The 16,609-nt window shown below is 65.2% G+C and carries 10 protein-coding genes; 7 read left to right on the top strand and 3 right to left on the bottom strand.

Going from position 1 to position 16,609, the window contains the following annotated elements:
* The first annotated feature begins 178 nt into the window (after positions 1 to 178).
* Positions 179 to 2,182, top strand: a complete 2,004-nt coding sequence (locus ACYOEI_RS26265; protein ID WP_462852601.1) for a redoxin family protein — start codon at positions 179 to 181, stop codon at positions 2,180 to 2,182.
* On the opposite strand, the gene ACYOEI_RS26260 is transcribed toward ACYOEI_RS26265, so the two are convergent.
* A complete protein-coding gene (locus ACYOEI_RS26260) occupies positions 2,176 to 3,912 on the bottom strand; it encodes an ArnT family glycosyltransferase (protein WP_462852600.1) in 1,737 nt (578 codons plus the stop codon). The genes ACYOEI_RS26265 and ACYOEI_RS26260 overlap by 7 nt on opposite strands.
* Before the next feature lie 88 nt (positions 3,913 to 4,000).
* Positions 4,001 to 4,504 carry an N-acetyltransferase gene (locus tag ACYOEI_RS26255; protein WP_462852599.1) on the bottom strand — a complete coding sequence of 168 codons (504 nt, stop codon included), beginning with the start codon at positions 4,502 to 4,504 and terminating at the stop codon, positions 4,001 to 4,003.
* Positions 4,505 to 4,649: 145 nt separating this feature from the next.
* Here ACYOEI_RS26255 and ACYOEI_RS26250 point away from each other — a divergent pair, with 145 nt between their 5' ends.
* From ACYOEI_RS26250 to ACYOEI_RS26235, 4 genes are all read left to right on the top strand, one after another.
* Positions 4,650 to 5,429 carry a TetR/AcrR family transcriptional regulator gene (locus ACYOEI_RS26250; RefSeq protein WP_462852598.1) on the top strand — a complete coding sequence of 260 codons (780 nt, stop codon included), beginning with the start codon at positions 4,650 to 4,652 and terminating at the stop codon, positions 5,427 to 5,429.
* 25 nt (positions 5,430 to 5,454) lie between these two features.
* Positions 5,455 to 6,660 (top strand): efflux RND transporter periplasmic adaptor subunit, encoded by a 1,206-nt coding sequence (locus ACYOEI_RS26245; RefSeq protein WP_462852597.1) that lies wholly within the window; start codon positions 5,455 to 5,457, stop codon positions 6,658 to 6,660.
* Between the two features lie 66 nt (positions 6,661 to 6,726).
* The gene (locus ACYOEI_RS26240; RefSeq protein ID WP_462852596.1) at positions 6,727 to 10,455 is read left to right on the top strand and encodes an efflux RND transporter permease subunit; all 3,729 of its coding nucleotides are present in this window, start codon (positions 6,727 to 6,729) and stop codon (positions 10,453 to 10,455) included.
* 411 nt (positions 10,456 to 10,866) lie between these two features.
* Positions 10,867 to 12,312 (top strand): TolC family protein, encoded by a 1,446-nt coding sequence (locus ACYOEI_RS26235; RefSeq protein WP_462852595.1) that lies wholly within the window; start codon positions 10,867 to 10,869, stop codon positions 12,310 to 12,312.
* Between the two features lie 145 nt (positions 12,313 to 12,457).
* On the opposite strand, the gene ACYOEI_RS26230 is transcribed toward ACYOEI_RS26235, so the two are convergent.
* A complete protein-coding gene (locus tag ACYOEI_RS26230; protein ID WP_462852594.1) occupies positions 12,458 to 13,108 on the bottom strand; it encodes a dual specificity protein phosphatase family protein in 651 nt (216 codons plus the stop codon).
* A 249-nt stretch (positions 13,109 to 13,357) separates the two neighbouring features.
* On the opposite strand from ACYOEI_RS26230, the gene ACYOEI_RS26225 reads away from it, so the two are divergent.
* Positions 13,358 to 14,920: a glycosyltransferase family 39 protein gene (locus ACYOEI_RS26225; protein WP_462852593.1), complete on the top strand. Its 1,563-nt coding sequence runs from the start codon at positions 13,358 to 13,360 to the stop codon at positions 14,918 to 14,920.
* A gap of 171 nt (positions 14,921 to 15,091) precedes the next feature.
* A complete protein-coding gene (locus tag ACYOEI_RS26220) occupies positions 15,092 to 16,504 on the top strand; it encodes a hypothetical protein (protein WP_462852592.1) in 1,413 nt (470 codons plus the stop codon).
* Positions 16,505 to 16,609 lie beyond the last annotated feature (105 nt).

The following is a 16,609-nucleotide window of genomic DNA, read 5'->3' as shown; positions in this document are numbered from 1 at the left end:
GAGAGGACTACGGCATTCACATTCAATTCAAAGGGGGTGCCGTCGGTCGGGAGGAGAGGGCGAGCCGAACACCGAAGTCCGCGAAGTGGTGCCGGTCGGACCCGGACACCACTCGGGATTTCGAGGTCGTCGGCCGTCCGCCGGGCCGGATCGGTTGTCAGGAGGAGGAACAATCACCATGCACACCTTGAGAGTGACGGCTCGTCTCCTGATCATGCCGCTTTGCCTGGCCGGGTGCGCCAGCACCCAGGGCGTTTCCTCGAAATACCAGACGATCACGTCCGTCGGCGACAAGACGCAACCCGTGGTCGCGGACAACGCCGGGGAACGGGTCGAGGCCGATCAACCGGCGGCCGACCGACCCAGGAGGACCGAGGGGCGGATCTCCGGGCGTGTTTACGATGAGAATGGGGATCCGGTCCCGAACGTTGACGTCCGGCTGGCTGTCGGGAACTCGCCGGGTGGGAAGGTGGTCCGATCGACGACCGACCGCACCGGGGCCTTCACCCTCAAGGGGGTCCGCCCCGGCTCGAAGTACGTCGTGATCGCGGAGAACGAGGACGAGGGGCTGTCCGGCCGGAGCGAGGTCGATGCTCCCGACACGGATGTAAAGATCCAACTCGCGGCGATGGAGACGGCTCCCGTCGGCCGTCGGCCCGTCCGAGGTGCAGGGGCCAAGACCGTCGACCGCGTCTCCGAACGCGAGCCGATTGACGAGGCGGAGGAAGATCGGTCTGCTCCGAAGAAGGGGTCGAAGTCCAGCATTAACCTCGAAGATGTCGCGCCCGCGGACGAGGCCGACGACGTCGAGCCTGCGCCGGTCCGCAGGAAGTCGACGAACGGCCGGAGCTCAACGGGCAAGACCTCGGGGTGGCAGAAGGCCAACGCGGATGACACCGGATCCGAGGCGTCGGGCGAGGAAGAACTTCCCGCGGAACCCGAGTCGGCGAAGTCGCGTCCGGCCTCGAAGGCCAACCGAGAGCCCGTCGCGCCGGCCTCCGATGAGGATGACGGGGCAAACCCGTTGCCTCCCGCGCTGGAGCCGGGACAGGCCGAGCACACCTCCGCCCGGCCATCTCCCGATCCTCGACCGATGCAACTCCCGGAAGGGCAGGCCATCGCCTCGCGAGAACCGGAGCCTGGACCCGCTCCCGAGGCGGAGGTCAGCCCCGTGGCGCACGAAGCGTCTCGAGACGAGATTCCCGAAGATATGGCCCTGGCTGCCGGCTCGGCTGGTGTGGTTGCAGCGGCCGCCCCTGCGCCGACCACCGACCTGAACGACATCCCAGACGAGATGGGAATGGCGTCGTCGCCCGTATCGGCATCGGCGGCCGGGGGGGCGGAGACCGTGGCCCAGGGCTCGACGGGGCTTCCGGCCTTGGTCGAGCCTTCGGCCCCGGCCTCCCACCCGGCGGGTCAACCTGAAATGGTGGCTGAGGCGGCTCCCCTTTTGCCCCCCGCGATGGAAGCGCCCCCGCTCGCGACTCTAGCCGAGGTCCAGTCGGAGTCGAAGCCCAAGAAACGGGCGACCTGGAAAGACCTGACGATGGCGATGGCGACCGTGGAGATCCCCAGCGAAGCCCCCGACGCACCCGTGACCCAGACTTCCGCGCGAGGCGCAGCTCCGAAGGCGGCCCGGGTCAGCTTCGTCTCAAAGCCAAGGGCCGCACCGCCGGGCCCTGACACGGGGAAGTCGTTCTGTGACTACGACTCCAAATATCGTCGGATCAACGATTTCCGCCTGCCCGACCTCCAGGGCAGGCCGGTGCGTTTCAAGGACCTCGACGCCGACCTGATCCTGCTCGACTTCTGGGGCACCTGGTGTCAGCCTTGCCTGCGGTCCGTGCCGCACCTCGTCGATCTCCAGAAGCGGCTGGGAGGGAAGAAGTTCAAGGTCGTCGGGATCGCCTGCGAGAAGGGGAACCCGCAGGAGTCTTCGCGACATGTTGCGGAGGAGATCCAGAAGCTCGGGATCAACTACCCCGTCCTGCTGAGCGGACTGGATGGCGATTGTCCCGTCCAGCACGCCCTCCACATCCAGGCCTTCCCGACCTTGATCCTCGTCGATCGCGAGGGGCGGATCCTCTGGCAAGACCAGGGCGCGACCCCGGCGAACCTCGCAAGGCTCGATAAGTTGATTGCCGGGGTCAGCGCGACTTCGGAGAAACTGCGCCGCTATTGAGCAATGCCGCCTGCTCCCCTCAGCGTCTCGAAGTCTCGGAAGTGGAAGACCCAGATCAGCGGGATACCCAATTTCTTATATACATAGGCTGGCGTGGCTCGAGTCAACAGGGCCTGATCGACCGCGTGGAAAGCCCCGGGCCGGTTCTGGATCACGTACCAAGCCGGGAATCCGATCCGATCCGGCCTGAATTCGTGCTTGAGCCGGCCGTGATCGCGAAGGTACTGCCAATTCGTGGGGTTGGTCGCGAACAGGATCTTCTCTCCCGGCTTGGTCTCGCGATTCAGCCAGCCGAGAGGCTCGTCCGTCAGCCCGTCCCAGAAGTAGGTCGGTTCCATCCCCAGCCGCGCGGCCCCCGGCAACCCTCCCACGAGCGGGCTGAAGTACGAGAGCGGGACCGGCATCATCAAGGCAACGCTCACGGCCCCTTCGAAGACTGCCGCGGCCAGGGCGACCTTTCCCCAGCGGCCGAGTCGTTCGATCGCCACCGCCGCCCCCAGGCCGGCGACTAACGCCAGGATCCCGAACGCCGGGAGGAACTGGCGGACGCCGTCATGACCCGGCGTGTGGGGCAGGGCCCGAAGCGTGAGCAGGAACGCCCAGTGCCCGACGGCCAGGAGACCGACGCTCTCGATTCGCGGTCGACGGACGACTCGCCAGGCACCGAGCAAGGCCAGGGCCAGGAACCCCACGGGCGTCACCAGGACGGTCCAGACGAGCGTGTTGTACCAGGGGAGCGACTCTCTGGGAGTGTCGTAGATATCACTCAGGAAAAGAACAGGGATGCGGACCGTCTCTGCCCGGGTCAGGTTCGAGACCAGGAACTTTTGCACCCCGCCGACGGGGTCGAGCCACCACGCCGGATTGAACGCATAAAGGGTGAGCACGGCGATGATCCCGCCGACGACGAGCGTCAGGATTCCGCGACGGCTCCGTTCGAGGGCGGTCCAGACGAAGAACGGGAGTGGGAGGAACCAGCCGGTCAGCTTCGTGTCCGTCGCCCAGCCGACGAGGATCCCGAAGACGATGACCCACGCCCAGCGGGGAGATCCCCCCTTCACCACGTCGCCGGTCCTGGTGGTGACGGCCCCCACGAACGCGACCAGGGCCAAAAGCCAGAGACACGAGAGTAACGCATCCAGGGTTGCGTAATGCCCGTTGGCGAAGAGGTTCGGCTGGAAGACCCACGCCCCGGCCGAAAGGGTCGCCGCCCAGCGCCCCCAGCGACGCGCCACGAATACCCAAAGCACCCCAGCCGTCAGGCTGAACGCGAACATCGGGCCGAAGCGGTCCCGGGGGAGTTCTTCCCAGGACGGGACGACGATGTCCCCGAGTAATCCCTCGATCGCGTAGAAGGGGGGATGGCCGTGCGGCTCCGCACGCGCGAACGGCCAGAACCAGGCGAGCACTTCGGGGCTGAAGAGTTTTCCGAGGGTGTTGATCTGATCGGGGAGAGGGAACCTCGTACCGTCCTGCTGGACGAGCTCGGTCTGCGGATTCGGCGGTTGCCAGGCCTTGGCGAAGCCCGCCGGGTCCCGGATGGCCTGGAACCAACTCCGGATCCTCGCCTCGCGGCCGAGGGTGTACCCTTCGTCCCAGACCATCGCCAGGTGGGGCTCGGTCGCGATCATGAGCGCCAGGGTGGCGGCCGCGACCGCGAGCCCCCAACCGCGGAGCGACCACTCCGCACGAGACGTCGAGGGCCCGGCGCCACTGGTGTCGGTCTTCATGTTGCCTCGAGTCGCCCGGGCGGAGGAACGCCCGGGCCAAGCAAAGCCGCAAGGTGTCGATCGGCCTCGAGGTGGTCCGGCCTCCCCGTCAGGCCGTCGTCGTCTCGAGCAGGCCGTTCACCGCCTGCCATTCCGGGGCCACCGACCGGATCAGCGCGATCTCGTTGCAGTTCGGGAAGAGGGGGCAACGGACGCACTCATTCCAGATCTTGTGCGGCAGATCCGCCTTCTCGATCCGGTGGTAGTCGCATTTCTCGAAGAAGTCGGCGACGTAGGTCAAGGTGAAGACCGACCTGATCTCCAACTGCCTCGCCGCCTCCCAGCAGGCATCGACCAGCATCCTGCCCACTCCCCGGCCCTGGGCGTGTGTGGCGACCGCCAAGCATTTGAGCTCGGCCAGGTCTTCCCAGAACACGTGCAAGGCCACACAACCGATGATCTGGCCGTCGTCGTCGGTCACGACGAGGAACTCTCGAATCGATTCGTAGAGTTCACCCAACGACCGACGGATCATCAGCTTACGATCAGCGAAAGTGCGAATCAATTCCTGGATGACCGGCACATCACCGACGCGAGCGGGGCGAATGTTCAATCGAGGGATCCCCCAAGCCCCGGCTTTGACCCCGGGCGTTCTTGCCTGTGCTGTTGAGACGACCCAGACCCTTCCGGGTGTCCTCGAGCGGACGGAACATTGTAAAAGAACGCCCCCACGAATCAAGAGCGTTCATCGAAAGAACATGGACTCCTTGACGATTTTCGACGGTTCGTCAATAATTGCCGTCATGGGGACCCTGACGCGGAAACAACGCGAGGTACGTGAACGCGAGCTGATGCTCCTCGACGTCGCACGCAAGATGCTCGTGGAGCAGGGCTACCCCAGCCTCAGCATGGATCGCCTGGCCGAGGCGACGGAGTATTCCAAGGGGACGATCTACCAGCACTTCTCCACCAAGGAAGACCTGGTCGCGGCCCTGGCCCAGCAGAGCATGGAGCGTCGGACGGTTCTGTTCGACAAGGCCCTCCACTTCGACGGCCGGCCGCGCGAGCGGCTCACCGCGCTCGGGATGGCCGACGAGCTGTTTGTCCGGCTCCACCCGTCCTACTTCCGGTCGGAGCTGATCATCAAGCTGGCCGACCTCGAAGGGCGAGCCTCCACCGAAAGGATGGGGGCATTGCAGAACCTCGAGTGTCGCTGTTTCCAGTACGTCCGGGACATCATCGACGAGGCCGTCTCTCTCGGCGACCTCGCCCTTGTGCCCGGCCTTTCGCCGAGCGACGTCGTCTTCGCGATGTTTACGATGTCGATCGGCACCCATCTCGTCATGGTCAATTTCCGGCCCCTCCTCCACCAGAACGGCGTCACCGCACCCCTCGAATCGCTCCGCCTCAACATGCAGATCTACTTGGATGGGCTCGGATGGAAGCCGCTCCACACGGAGTGGGATTACGCCAAGACATTCGAACGCATCTCCCGGGAGGTCTTTTCCGATGAATGGCGGCGCGTCACAGCCGGTTAAACCGGCCTCTTTTTTTTCTCGATTTTTGACGAAATGTCGAAACTCGGCGCTCGGTTTCTTCGTTCTCGTCGTCGTGGTTGCCCTGACGGTCACCGGCCGTTGGTTGATGGCCTCGGTGGCGGCTTCGAGGGCCTCCGCGGTCGCCGAGGCACCGGTGACCGCGATCCGAGTGATCGAGATCGCCGATGAGGTGGTCGAGTCGGGCACCCGCTACAGCGCGGTGGTCAAGGAGCTTCAGAAAGCTGAGCTCTCGTTTCGCGTCGGCGGGACGGTCGAGTCGCTCTTGCAGATGAAGGGGCCAGGGGGACGGCTCCGGAACCTGCACGAAGGGGACACGATCGCGAAGGACACCCCGATCGCCCGGCTGGATCAGGGCGATTACGAGCGTCGCCGACGCCGGGCGGCCGAGCAGTTGGCGACGGCCGAGGCCCACCTGGCCGAGGCCCAATCTTCGAAGGCGCAGGCCGAGCTCGACCTCCGACGCGCCGAGCACCTCGTGAAGACGAGCTCGATGACGGTCGCCGAGCACGACTCGGCCCGCACGAAGCATCGGAACTCCGTCGCCGCCGAGGCCGCCGCCAAGGGTCAGGTGGCCGCGGCCAGGATCGAGCTCGAGCAGTCGGAGGTCGACCTCAAGTACTGCAACCTCACGGTCCCGTTCCCGAGGAGCACGATCGCCGCGCGTTACATCGAGAACAACGAGCGCGTCGCCGCGAATCAGAAGGCGTTCCTGGTCATCGACGTCTCCAGCGTCGTGATCGCGTTCAACATCCCCGACTCGTTGGTCAACCGCCTGGCGATCGGGCAGTCGGTCGAGGTGAACACCGACGCGATCCCGGGCGAGCATTTCGCGGGGGTGATCCACAAGATCGCCTCGACCGCCGACGCCGGATCGCGGACCTACCCGATCGAGGTCCGCGTCGACCGTCCCCGAGGTCTTCGCCCCGGGATGGTCGCCAACGTCACCTTCCGGCACGAGGCCAGGGCTTATCTGCTCCCGTTGACGGCGATCGTGCCGTCTCCCTCGGGCGGGACGTTCGCCGTCTATCGGGTCGTCGAAGACTCGGGCCGAAACACGATCCGCGAGGTGCCGGTCCAGATCGGCGGCGTCCTCGACAATCGCGTCACGATCCTCGTCGGAGGCCCCGCGGGCGTGAAGCCGGGCGACCATGTCGTCGCGGTCGGGACCCACCGCCTCCACGACGGCGAGTCGGTCCGAGTCGTCGAGTGAGCCGGACCCCGATCGATTGAAGACGTTCACGTACATGACGGGCGACGTCCGCCCGTGGAGACGTCCATGACGACCTCGCAGTATTTCGTCTACAAGCGGCCGATCGCCTGGACCTTGCTCGTGTTCACCCTCCTCTGGGGTGTCTATGCGTATCTCTCGATGCCCCAGCGCCAGGATCCGTTGATCCAGGTCCGGAGCGGGGCCGTGCAGACGCTCTATCCCGGGGCGAACGCCGAGGAGGTCGAGCAGGAGGTCACCCGCAAGATCGAGAAGAAGATGACCGAGAACCCGGCCGTCGAGCATGTCCGCTCGATCAGCCGGCAAGGGCTGTCGGTCGTCTTCGTCGACCTGTTCGACTCGACCAAGAACGCCGAGCCGGTCTGGCAGGACCTCGACAACAAGCTCGCGTCGATGACCGACTTGCCGGCCATCGGCGGCGAGCCCGTGAAGCCGAGGCTCGACAAGGATTTCGGCGACACGGTCGCCGTCATGCTCACGATCAGCAGCCCGCCGATCTCCGACTTCGAGATCGATCGTCGGGCCGAGCTCATCGGCACGCAGGTGGAGAAGGTCCGCGTCGAACGCCCCGAACCGCTCCGCGACCGTCGCTTCACCGGCGTGCTGGTCCACCCCTCGACGGTCTCCCCGGCGATGATCGAGCGGATGGGGAGGCTGCTCCTCCAGGATCTCGCCGACCGGGGCCTCGCCGAGGACGGTCAGTACGTCGCCCAGCCCGGCGTCGGTGCGGTCGACTTCCGCTTGAGGCCTGGCGGCGACGAGAAGAGACTTCGCGTCGAGGTTGCCCGCTGGCAGACCGACACCATCGGGGCCGGATTGGGGCATCCCGACGTCTGGCCGGGCGTGCTCATCGGCGATCTGAAGGGCCTCGCGGCCGAAATGAAGCGGCTCTGTCAGCGTGAACCCGGCGGCGTTGCGCGCTATTCGTACGAAGAACTCCACCGGTTCGCGGATCGAATTCAGGACCGACTGCGGCAGTCTCCCAAGGTCGGCAAGATCGAACAGATCGGCGTACAGGACGAAGAGGTCTATCTTTATTACAGCAACAGACGGCTCGCCTCCCAGGGTTTCGAGCCGACCTCGCTGGCGCAGGCCCTCGGCTTCCGGAACATCAACCTACCGGGCGGGACCGTCGAACTCCCCCGGCAGAACCTCGTCGTCAAGCCGAGCGGGAAGTTCCTCCGCGAGTCTGAGATCGGCGACCTGGTCATCGACACACGAGGCGGCGCACCGGTTTACCTCCGCGACCTGGTCGAGGTCGTCCGAGGCTATGAAGACCCGCCGAGGTTCCTCAACTTCCGGACCTTGAAATACGACCCGGCGCATCCGCCGACCAACCTTTCCTCGACGACGACGACGCCGACCGAACCGTCGGGGCACGCCGACGCGAAATCCAAGGAGTCGAAGGCACCGACGGGCCAGGCCTGGACGTCTCGGGCGATCACCCTGGCGGTCCGACATATCAAGGGAACCCAGATCTCGGAATTCAGCCGAGACGTTGACGCGGCCCTCGCCTCGCTCAAGGGTGTCCTGCCCGATGACCTCAAGATCGAACGGACCAGCAACGAGCCCGCGCTCGTGGACCACAAGATCGAGCAGTTCAAGGACTGCTTCTTCGAAGCCGTCGTGATCGTGGTGGTTGTGTCCCTCCTGTTCATGGAGTGGCGTAGTGCGCTCCTGATCGCGATCTCGATCCCGGTCACGGTCGCGATGACCCTGGGCTTTTGCGCGTTGCTCGGGATCGACCTCCAGCAGATCTCGATCGCGGCCCTGATCATCGCGCTCGGCCTCCTGGTCGACGACCCCGTCGTGGCCGGCGACGCCATCAACCGCGAGATCGCCCATGGGGTCAGACGCGACGTCGCGGCCTGGCTCGGGCCGCAAAAACTCTCGAGGGCGATCCTCTTCGCGACCATCACCAACTGCGGCGCCTTCCTGCCCCTCCTCCTGGTCACGGGGGTGGTCGGCGAGTTCATCTACTCGCTCCCCGTCGTGGTGACGGCCTCGCTCGTCGCGAGCCGGCTGGTCTCGATGACCTTCATCCCCTTCCTGGGCTATTACCTGCTCAGGGGGCAGCACGGCATGGAGTCGAGCTCGGACGAGGGGGGCAAGGGCTCGTGGTTCGCCCGGCTCTACTACGGGTTCTCCGAACGTTGCCTGGCGCACAAGTGGGCGGCGATCGCCTCGTGCCTCGTGATCTTCGCCGGGGCCGCCAGCCTCGTGCCGCTGATCGGGACCAACTTCTTCCCGAAGGATTTGCACACAGTCTTCACCGTCAACCTCCTCCTCGCCGAAGGGACGCCGATCCGCCAGACCAAGGCCGAGGCGATGGCGACGATCGGCCTGGTCGAACGCCTGGCGGGCGATGAGGTCGAGGCCTATACCACGTTCGTCGGCGCCGGCGGCCCGAGGTTCTGGCTCTCGATCGTCCCCGAGCAGCCGGCGGCGAACTATGCCCAGATCCTCGTCCACACCCGGAACTCTCGGGCGACCGAGGCCCTCGCGGTCCGCCTCAAGCGGGAGCTCCCCCCCTTGCTGCCGGCGTCCCGAGTCGTTGTCCAGCAGATCGAGACCGGGCCTCCGATCGGGATCCCCGTCCAGGTCCGCCTCCAGGGGGCCGAACTGGCGACGATCCGGAAGCTGGGCGAACAGATCAAGGGATTCATGCGTGAATTCCCCGGGAGCATGGACATCCAGGACGACTGGGATCCCGAGTCGGTGCAGATCGCCCTCAATGTGGATCCGGATCGCGCGAATCTCGCGGGGATTACCCACCAGGACGTGGCCGTCATGATGAACGGCGGCCTCGCGGGCTATGTGCCGACCCAGATCCGAGAGCGCGACCGACTCATCCCCGTCGCGCTGAAGCTCAGGCCCGACGAGCGGAGCCGGCTCGACGACATGAAGACCCTGAACACGTTCAGCATGCGGACCGGAGATCGGGTGCCGCTCGACCAGATCAGCTCGTTCCGCGCGGAGATGATCTCGCCCAAGATCTTCCGCCGCGATAACGAACGCTGCCTGACGATCAAGAGCGACACCGTCCCCGGCGTCCTGCCCAGCCGTCTCGTCGAATTCCTCGACCAGAAGCTCCGGGTCGCCTCCAAGGACTGGCCTCCCGGCTACCGCTACACGTTCGGGGGAGAGAAGGAGGAGCAAGAAAAGGGCTTCAACTCGATGGCCGTGGCGCTCATCGCGTCGACCCTGGCGATCTACCTGGCGCTCGTGCTCCAGTTCAACAGTCTCACGAAGCCGTTCGTCGTGTTCGCGGCGGTCCCTTTCGGCATGGTCGGCGGCCTGATCGGGCTGCTGATCTTCGACGTCCCGCTCGGGTTCTTCGCGATGCTGGGCCTGACCTCGCTCATCGGGGTCATCATCAGTCACATCATCGTGCTCTTCGAATACATCGAAGAGGCCCACGAGCGAGGCGAACCTTTGCGGCAGGCGGTCATCGACGCCGCACTCGTCCGCCTGAGGCCGGTGCTCGTCACCGTCCTCGCGACCGTCGGCGGCTTGATCCCGCTCGTCGTCAAAGGGGGGCCTCTCTGGGAGCCCTTGTGCTACGTCCAGATCATCGGCCTGCTCGTCGCGACCCTGGTGACGACCGTCGTCGTCCCCGTCCTTTATGTGATCTTCGTCGAAGACCTCGGGATGATTCGCTGGGACGCCCCAGGCGAACATTCGGAGGAAGGGCCTCCTCGCGAGTTCGTCCACGACGGCCATCGCATCCACATCGAGCCGCCGCGACCGACCGCGATGCCTCTGGGCACCCATTGAACCGAGGGAAATTGGTCGCCGCTCCGAACTCCGGTCCTCTCTCCATGACCGGGTTTCTCTTGGGAGTGGCTGAACACCTTCACCGCGGCGCTTTCTATTTAGCAGGACTTTGTATTTCGCCGATCTTTTGTAGGGCTCTTAGGATTTCTAGGGGACGATCACGCTGGGAGAGGTGACCGACAAAGCCTGATGACGCGAATGGGCGGGGATATGCCGTTTCGCTGATCGGGTAAGTCTTCACTGCGGCGGGTTCCGAAGATCGGCTCTTTCGACATACGGGATGGTTGCGGGGTATCCCCGAATTCGCGGGGATTGCCGAGGCCAGGAGCCGACCGGGCCGAGAGGGCCCGAGGCGACGAGACGACGCGTGGGACTCGCGCGTGTCAAACGGACCAGGGAGGGGCCGTTCCGATGCGGATGTTGCATCGATCATTTCTCGCGATGGTGGTCGTCGGCGTGGTGCCCTGGGGTGGCCAGGCGGCTCGGGCGGAGAATCTCGATCAGGCCTGGTCGATCGCGCTCAACGTGAACGCCCGGTTGCAGTCGCAGCAATCCCAGACCCAGTCCACGGCGTTGAGCTATAGCGCGGCGAGGACGGCGCGGCTCCCTACGATCCGGAACACGACCCTCGACGCGATGGTGGTTCCCCCGGTGGGCCTCGGTGGTGCGTTCGGGAATACGGCCACGGGGGCGACGACCGGCGGGGGTGCGGGGGGCGCCACGACCCCGGCGGCCGCGAGGCTTGCGAACACGAAGATCCCCGGGTCGAATCAGACCAATTTCCCGATCAGCCTCACCACGCTCAATTACTCGATTTACAGCGGTGGCCGTCTCCAGGCCAACGTCGAGGCGGCGAGGGCCACGTTCAACGCCCAGCGCTCCGAGGAGTTCCGGACCGCGCTCGACCTGAAGCTGACCGTCGCGGAGGCGTACGTCGGAGTCCTCCGCGCCTTGCGGAATCTCCAGGTCGCGCAGAGCGACGTGTCGAGGTTGGCGGCGTTCGCGAAGGACGTCAAGAATCGTCGAGAGCAAGGCCTCGTCACTCGCAACGACGAACTCGCGGCGGATGTCTCGCTCTCGAACGCCCGCCTCACGGAGATTCAGGCTCGTCGGAACCTCGCGGTCGCCTGGTCGACCTACAACCGATACCTTTGCCGACCGCTCTCGCAGGGTGTCGACCTCGAAGATCTCACGGCCAGCGGCGCCCCGAAGGATCTGGGGGCTTTGGCCAGCAGCCCACTCGGCCGAATTACGGGGGGGCCAGAAGCCGGCTCCGGGGCCGGACCTGGTGAGGACGAAGTCCGCGAGCTCTCGATGAGGGCGATGCGGGGAAGGCCCGAGCTGGCGGGTCTGAGCGAGCAGGCCAGGTCCCTCGCCTTCCAGGCCGAGGCGACCCAGGCGGGGATCCGTCCGCAGGTGTCGGTGCAGACGGGCTATGCCTATCTCGGGATCGACGTCCTGCCGAAGAACAACTTCTACATGGCGACGTTCAACCTCGACTGGACGATTTCCGACTTCGGCACCACCCGCCGACGAGCCGCCTCGCAGCGACTCCAGGAGACGTCGACGCTCAAGCGACGCGACGACCTGGCCGCCGACATCGCCCTCGAAGTGCGTTCACGGTGGCTGGACGTCCAGGAGACCCGGCTCCGCATCCCGGTCGCTCGCCAGGCCGTCACGCAATCGGAAGAGAACATCACGGTCGTCACGGATCGTTATCGGCAAGGTTTGAGCACTTATACCGAGGTCCTTGACGCCGAGAACCGGCGAGTCCAGAGCTTCACGAACCTGTATAACGCCAACTACGACTCCGTCCTCGCCATCTTCCGGCTCCGTCGCTCGGTCGGCGAACTCTGAGACCGAAACGAGGGAGGACTCACCACAAAGGCACAAAGAACACAAAGGTAAAAACAAAAAGAAATTGATTCTTTTGTCTTGACTTTGTGTTCTTTGTGCCTTTGTGGTGAGTCCTCCCCGTTCTTGTTCCCGATCGCATCCAGCCTTAGAACCGAGAGGTAGGCTCAGGGCCGGAGCGGGAGGCCGTGGCGGGGATGGCTTTCGACCCGCCTTGGCGGAAGGGGAGGACGCGTTCCTGGTAGAACGACTCCATGTGTCGGTAGTCGGGGCCGTGGGAGACTTCCACGAGGCCGAATGTCCTCGAGATCTCGTCCGTGGCCATCTCGAGGGTCCAGCCGCAGTATTTCGTGCGATACGCGATCTGGACCATCGACGCCCGGTTGATGCCGTGGTGGCAATGCAAGTACACCGGGTGGTTCTTCGGGTCGGCGAGGACCGCGGCGGACTGCTCGAGGTGGTCGGAGATCACCCGCCAGTCGCCCATGGCGCGTTCGTCGACGATCGGGATGTGAATCCAACGGTACCCGAGCTCCTTGGCCATCTCCTTCTCGCGGACGGCCAGGGGATGATCGGGGGGATGGGCGAGGGCCAGGACCGTCTTGATCTTGTACTGTTGGACGATCCTGCGCATCGGCCAGGGCTGTTGCCAGGCGCCTCGATAGATCTTGCCCGGCTCGACCACGGCGAACTGGTCGGCGAAGACGTAGTCGCGACCATGTCGCCAGATTTGTTGTGCCGTCAGGATCCCCAGGCCGGAATACAAGCCCCGGCGGATCCAGACACGTCGGTTGCTCATCTCGAAATGCTCCGAACCAAACGGGCAGGGGTCCTTCCCTCACCGGGGGCGCGGGATGTTAGCAGAGGCCCCTGTCGTGGGCAAGCTCGGTTGCCCAGGTTGCGACCATCCTTATCATTAGGGATCGGATGATCACTCGGCGAATCTTCAAAGATTCGTACTGGGCTCAAGCAGATTGGCGTCGCTAGAAGGTCAAGATCGGTTAATATCGGCCAAAACCCGGTTCGACCCCCGATGTCGAGGTCAAGGATGACATCCCGACAGGCGCTCTGGCTTCTCATCGTGATCTCCGCCCTGTTCCGGATGGCCTGGTCGAGCGGCCTGGGCCTCGGCAATGACGAGGCGTATCACTATCTCTTCTCCGTCCATCCGGATTGGAGCTACTTCGACCACCCGCCGATGCTCGCCCTGGTCGAACGGTTGGGCATTGCGCTTTGCGGGGGCGTCGTCTCCGCGTTCAGCCTCCGGCTTGGGTTCATCCTCCTCTTCGCCGGCTCGACCTGGCTGATGGCTTCGCTAGCTTCTCGGATCTACGGCCCGAGGGCCGGATTTCTCGCGGCGCTCGCGTTGAATGTCACGGCCTACCTCAGCGTCGCGGCGGGGAGCTTCGCCCTGCCCGACGGTCCGCTGCTGTTCTTCTGGCTGTTGACCTTGGATTCCCTGGTCCGGGCCTTCGAGAACCCGACGAAGAACAGCCCCTGGGTCGCCGTGGGCCTGGCCTGGGGCGGGGCGATGCTGAGCAAGTACCATGCGGTCTTCCTCCCGCTCGGCACGGTCGTCTATCTCGTCGTCGAACCGCAGGCTCGCCGCATCCTGCGGACGCCCGGGCCTTACGTGGCGATGGTCCTGGGCCTACTGGCGTTTGCGCCGGTGCTATTTTGGAATGCGATCCACGGGTGGGCCTCCTTTGCCTTCCAGGGAGGGCGAGCCCTCGGAGGTCTCGCCTTCCGCCCGGACACCTTGCTCGCCGCGATCCTGGGGCCGGTCGTCTACCTCCTCCCCTGGATTTGGGCCTCGCTCGTCTTGATCCTGTTCCGGAAGGGGAAATCCTTCCGCGAACCGGTCGGGGAGTCTCGGCCAACGGCGGAGCGACTGCTCTACTGCCAGGCGGTCGTCCCCCTCGTCGTTTTCCTCGCCGTCGCCTGCACACGCCCGCTCCTGCCGCACTGGACTCTGGTTGCCTTCCTCTCGCTCTTCCCGATGCTCGGCCAGGTTTGGAGCCTGCGCTCGCCTCGGCTTTCGACGAGGTGGATCCTCATCGCCACGCTCCCCCCGGTGATCGCGACCCTGGTCCTGGCCCAGGCTCGCCTGGGGATCTTCCAGGTCGGGGGCCACGGGACCCTCGGCCTCTTGAGGGTCTCGCGTGATCCGACCCTCGACCTCTATGGCTGGGACCAGATCGGTCGCGAACTCGAACGCCGAGGCTTGCTCGACCGCCCTGGGACCTTTCTGTTCACGAGCGCCTGGTATTATAGTGGGCATCTCGGGTTCGAGACTCGGCAGTCGAAGACCCCGGTGCTTTGCTATAACTCGTGGGATGCGAGGAGTTTTTCGTACTGGAGCCGGCCCCGGGATTGGATCGGGCAAGATGGGATCCTCGTCTCGTTCAATGACCGGCTGGCCGAGCCGGGGTGCTACGAACGCTTCTTCTCGAAGATCGAGCCGCTCGGCACCTTCGACGTGGAACGCGCGGGGGCCCCGGTTCGTCGCGTCCGATTTTTCCGTTGCGTCCGGCAGATCGAACCGTTCCCGTTCGATGGCTTCCAGAAGCCCGTCGAAGAACGCCGAGTCGCCAGGCGCGTGCTCGACTAGGAGGTCGCCGGCCCGAATGGTTGAGGACGTCTCGCCGATCGTGAGTTTACCGGGTCGGTAAAATGGGGCAGAGGGACGAGGTGGTCTCCGAGGGCTCTCGGCATGGAGCTGTTCAGGACGTCAGGCTTTCCCGCGAACGATGATCCGGTGGGCATCGGGGGGTCGGGTAGTATGGTCGAGCAGCAACTATTCGTCCCTGCCGAACGGCCGTCGGGGCCGATTTCGAAAGTCGTCGGGCTTTATCAGACGCTCCTGAGACGAGGTTTGGAGCACTTCTTCCCTGACGGAGTCCTCGAGGCGGAGAGCGACCGAAGCTTCATCAACTGGGACGGGTCGCCGCAAGAGGACCACTATCGGGTCCGAGATGACCCCGATGGCCTCGGCGTCCAGATCGACTGGTTTCGGACCCGTTACCTGTTCCTCCCCGGCAGCCCCTCGCCATTCCTCCCCGCCGAGCGTCGACTCATCGAGGTCATCCTCTGCGCCCTCGACCTCCGATTTCGTAGCCTCTTCGACCTCGACGTCGCCCATCGTCTCGAGCGGTTTCATTACGTCCAGGAAGACCTGATCGTCTCGGACTACCTGAACACGGACGACTCGTTCCGGATCCCTCCGGCCCTCGAGGCGCTCCGCGTCGCCGCGCTGTCGACCTATGAGAATCGCCGAGTGTCGATCGGGGCCCTCCTGCTCGGGACGCCGAACGATCCCTCCGCCCCAGGCTGGGTCAACCCGCAAGGTGCCCCTCGGTTCAACATCCGGCTGACCGCCATCAAGGGGTTCCACCGCCTCTGTGACGGCATCCGGACGGTCTTCCTGGTCGATCAGCAAGGCGACCTGATGCGATCGGTCGACATCGGGCGTTGGGCCGAGCTGACTCAGGGATCTGTCCCGCTCGAGCAACCCTGCCCGAGGAACTACGTCAACCACGCCAAAGCGACGAGGTCCGGTGATCATGTCTGCTTGGTCTTGACCCCTTCCCAGGAGATCAAGGTCTTCGCGCGGGGGACCATGGCGTTCGCCTTCAGCGACGCCCGCTGGCGGCTGCTCGACATCCCGGCGAAGTACTCGGCCTGGTGTCGGGCCGTCGACAAGGGATGCTCCACCGACCTCGCCGAGCGGCTCTTCCAGGTCGCGATGAACTTGAGCGAGGACCGCAAAGGGGCCCTCTTCGTCGTGCTCCGGGACCCGGCCGAGTCGATCTCGAAGCTGATCGCCCCGGCCGACCGGATCGTGGGAGAGGTTGCGGAGGACGACCCGCAAGATCCCGACAACCTCTCGCCCAGGTTGGCGAAGCAGTCGCTCCACCACGTGGTCCGGGGCCAGACGCTCATCGAGATCGACGGCTCGGTGCTCGAGGCCCTCGCCGCCATCGATGGCGCGGTGGTCACCGACCTCGACGGGCGGCTCCTCACATTCGGGGCAATCCTCCGCATCGACCCCGAGGCGTTGAAGATCGCCCGCGCCATCGAAGGGGCGCGCACGCTTGCCGCCATCGCCGCGTCGTATCACGGGCCGGTCCTCAAGGTGAGCGAAGACGGCTCGCTGACGATGTATCTGGGCGGGCGCCGGCTCTGGGAACTCTGAGTCGGGCCTCCCGGATCGCGTGAGTCTCTCGATCCGACGACCGACCGGTTTCATCATCCGAGGCGCGGAAGATATAATCGCGTCCCGCTGAAGTGAGATTCCCCG

The organism is Singulisphaera rosea (assembly GCF_054877945.1).
This window is presented reverse-complemented; position numbering and strand designations above follow the sequence as displayed.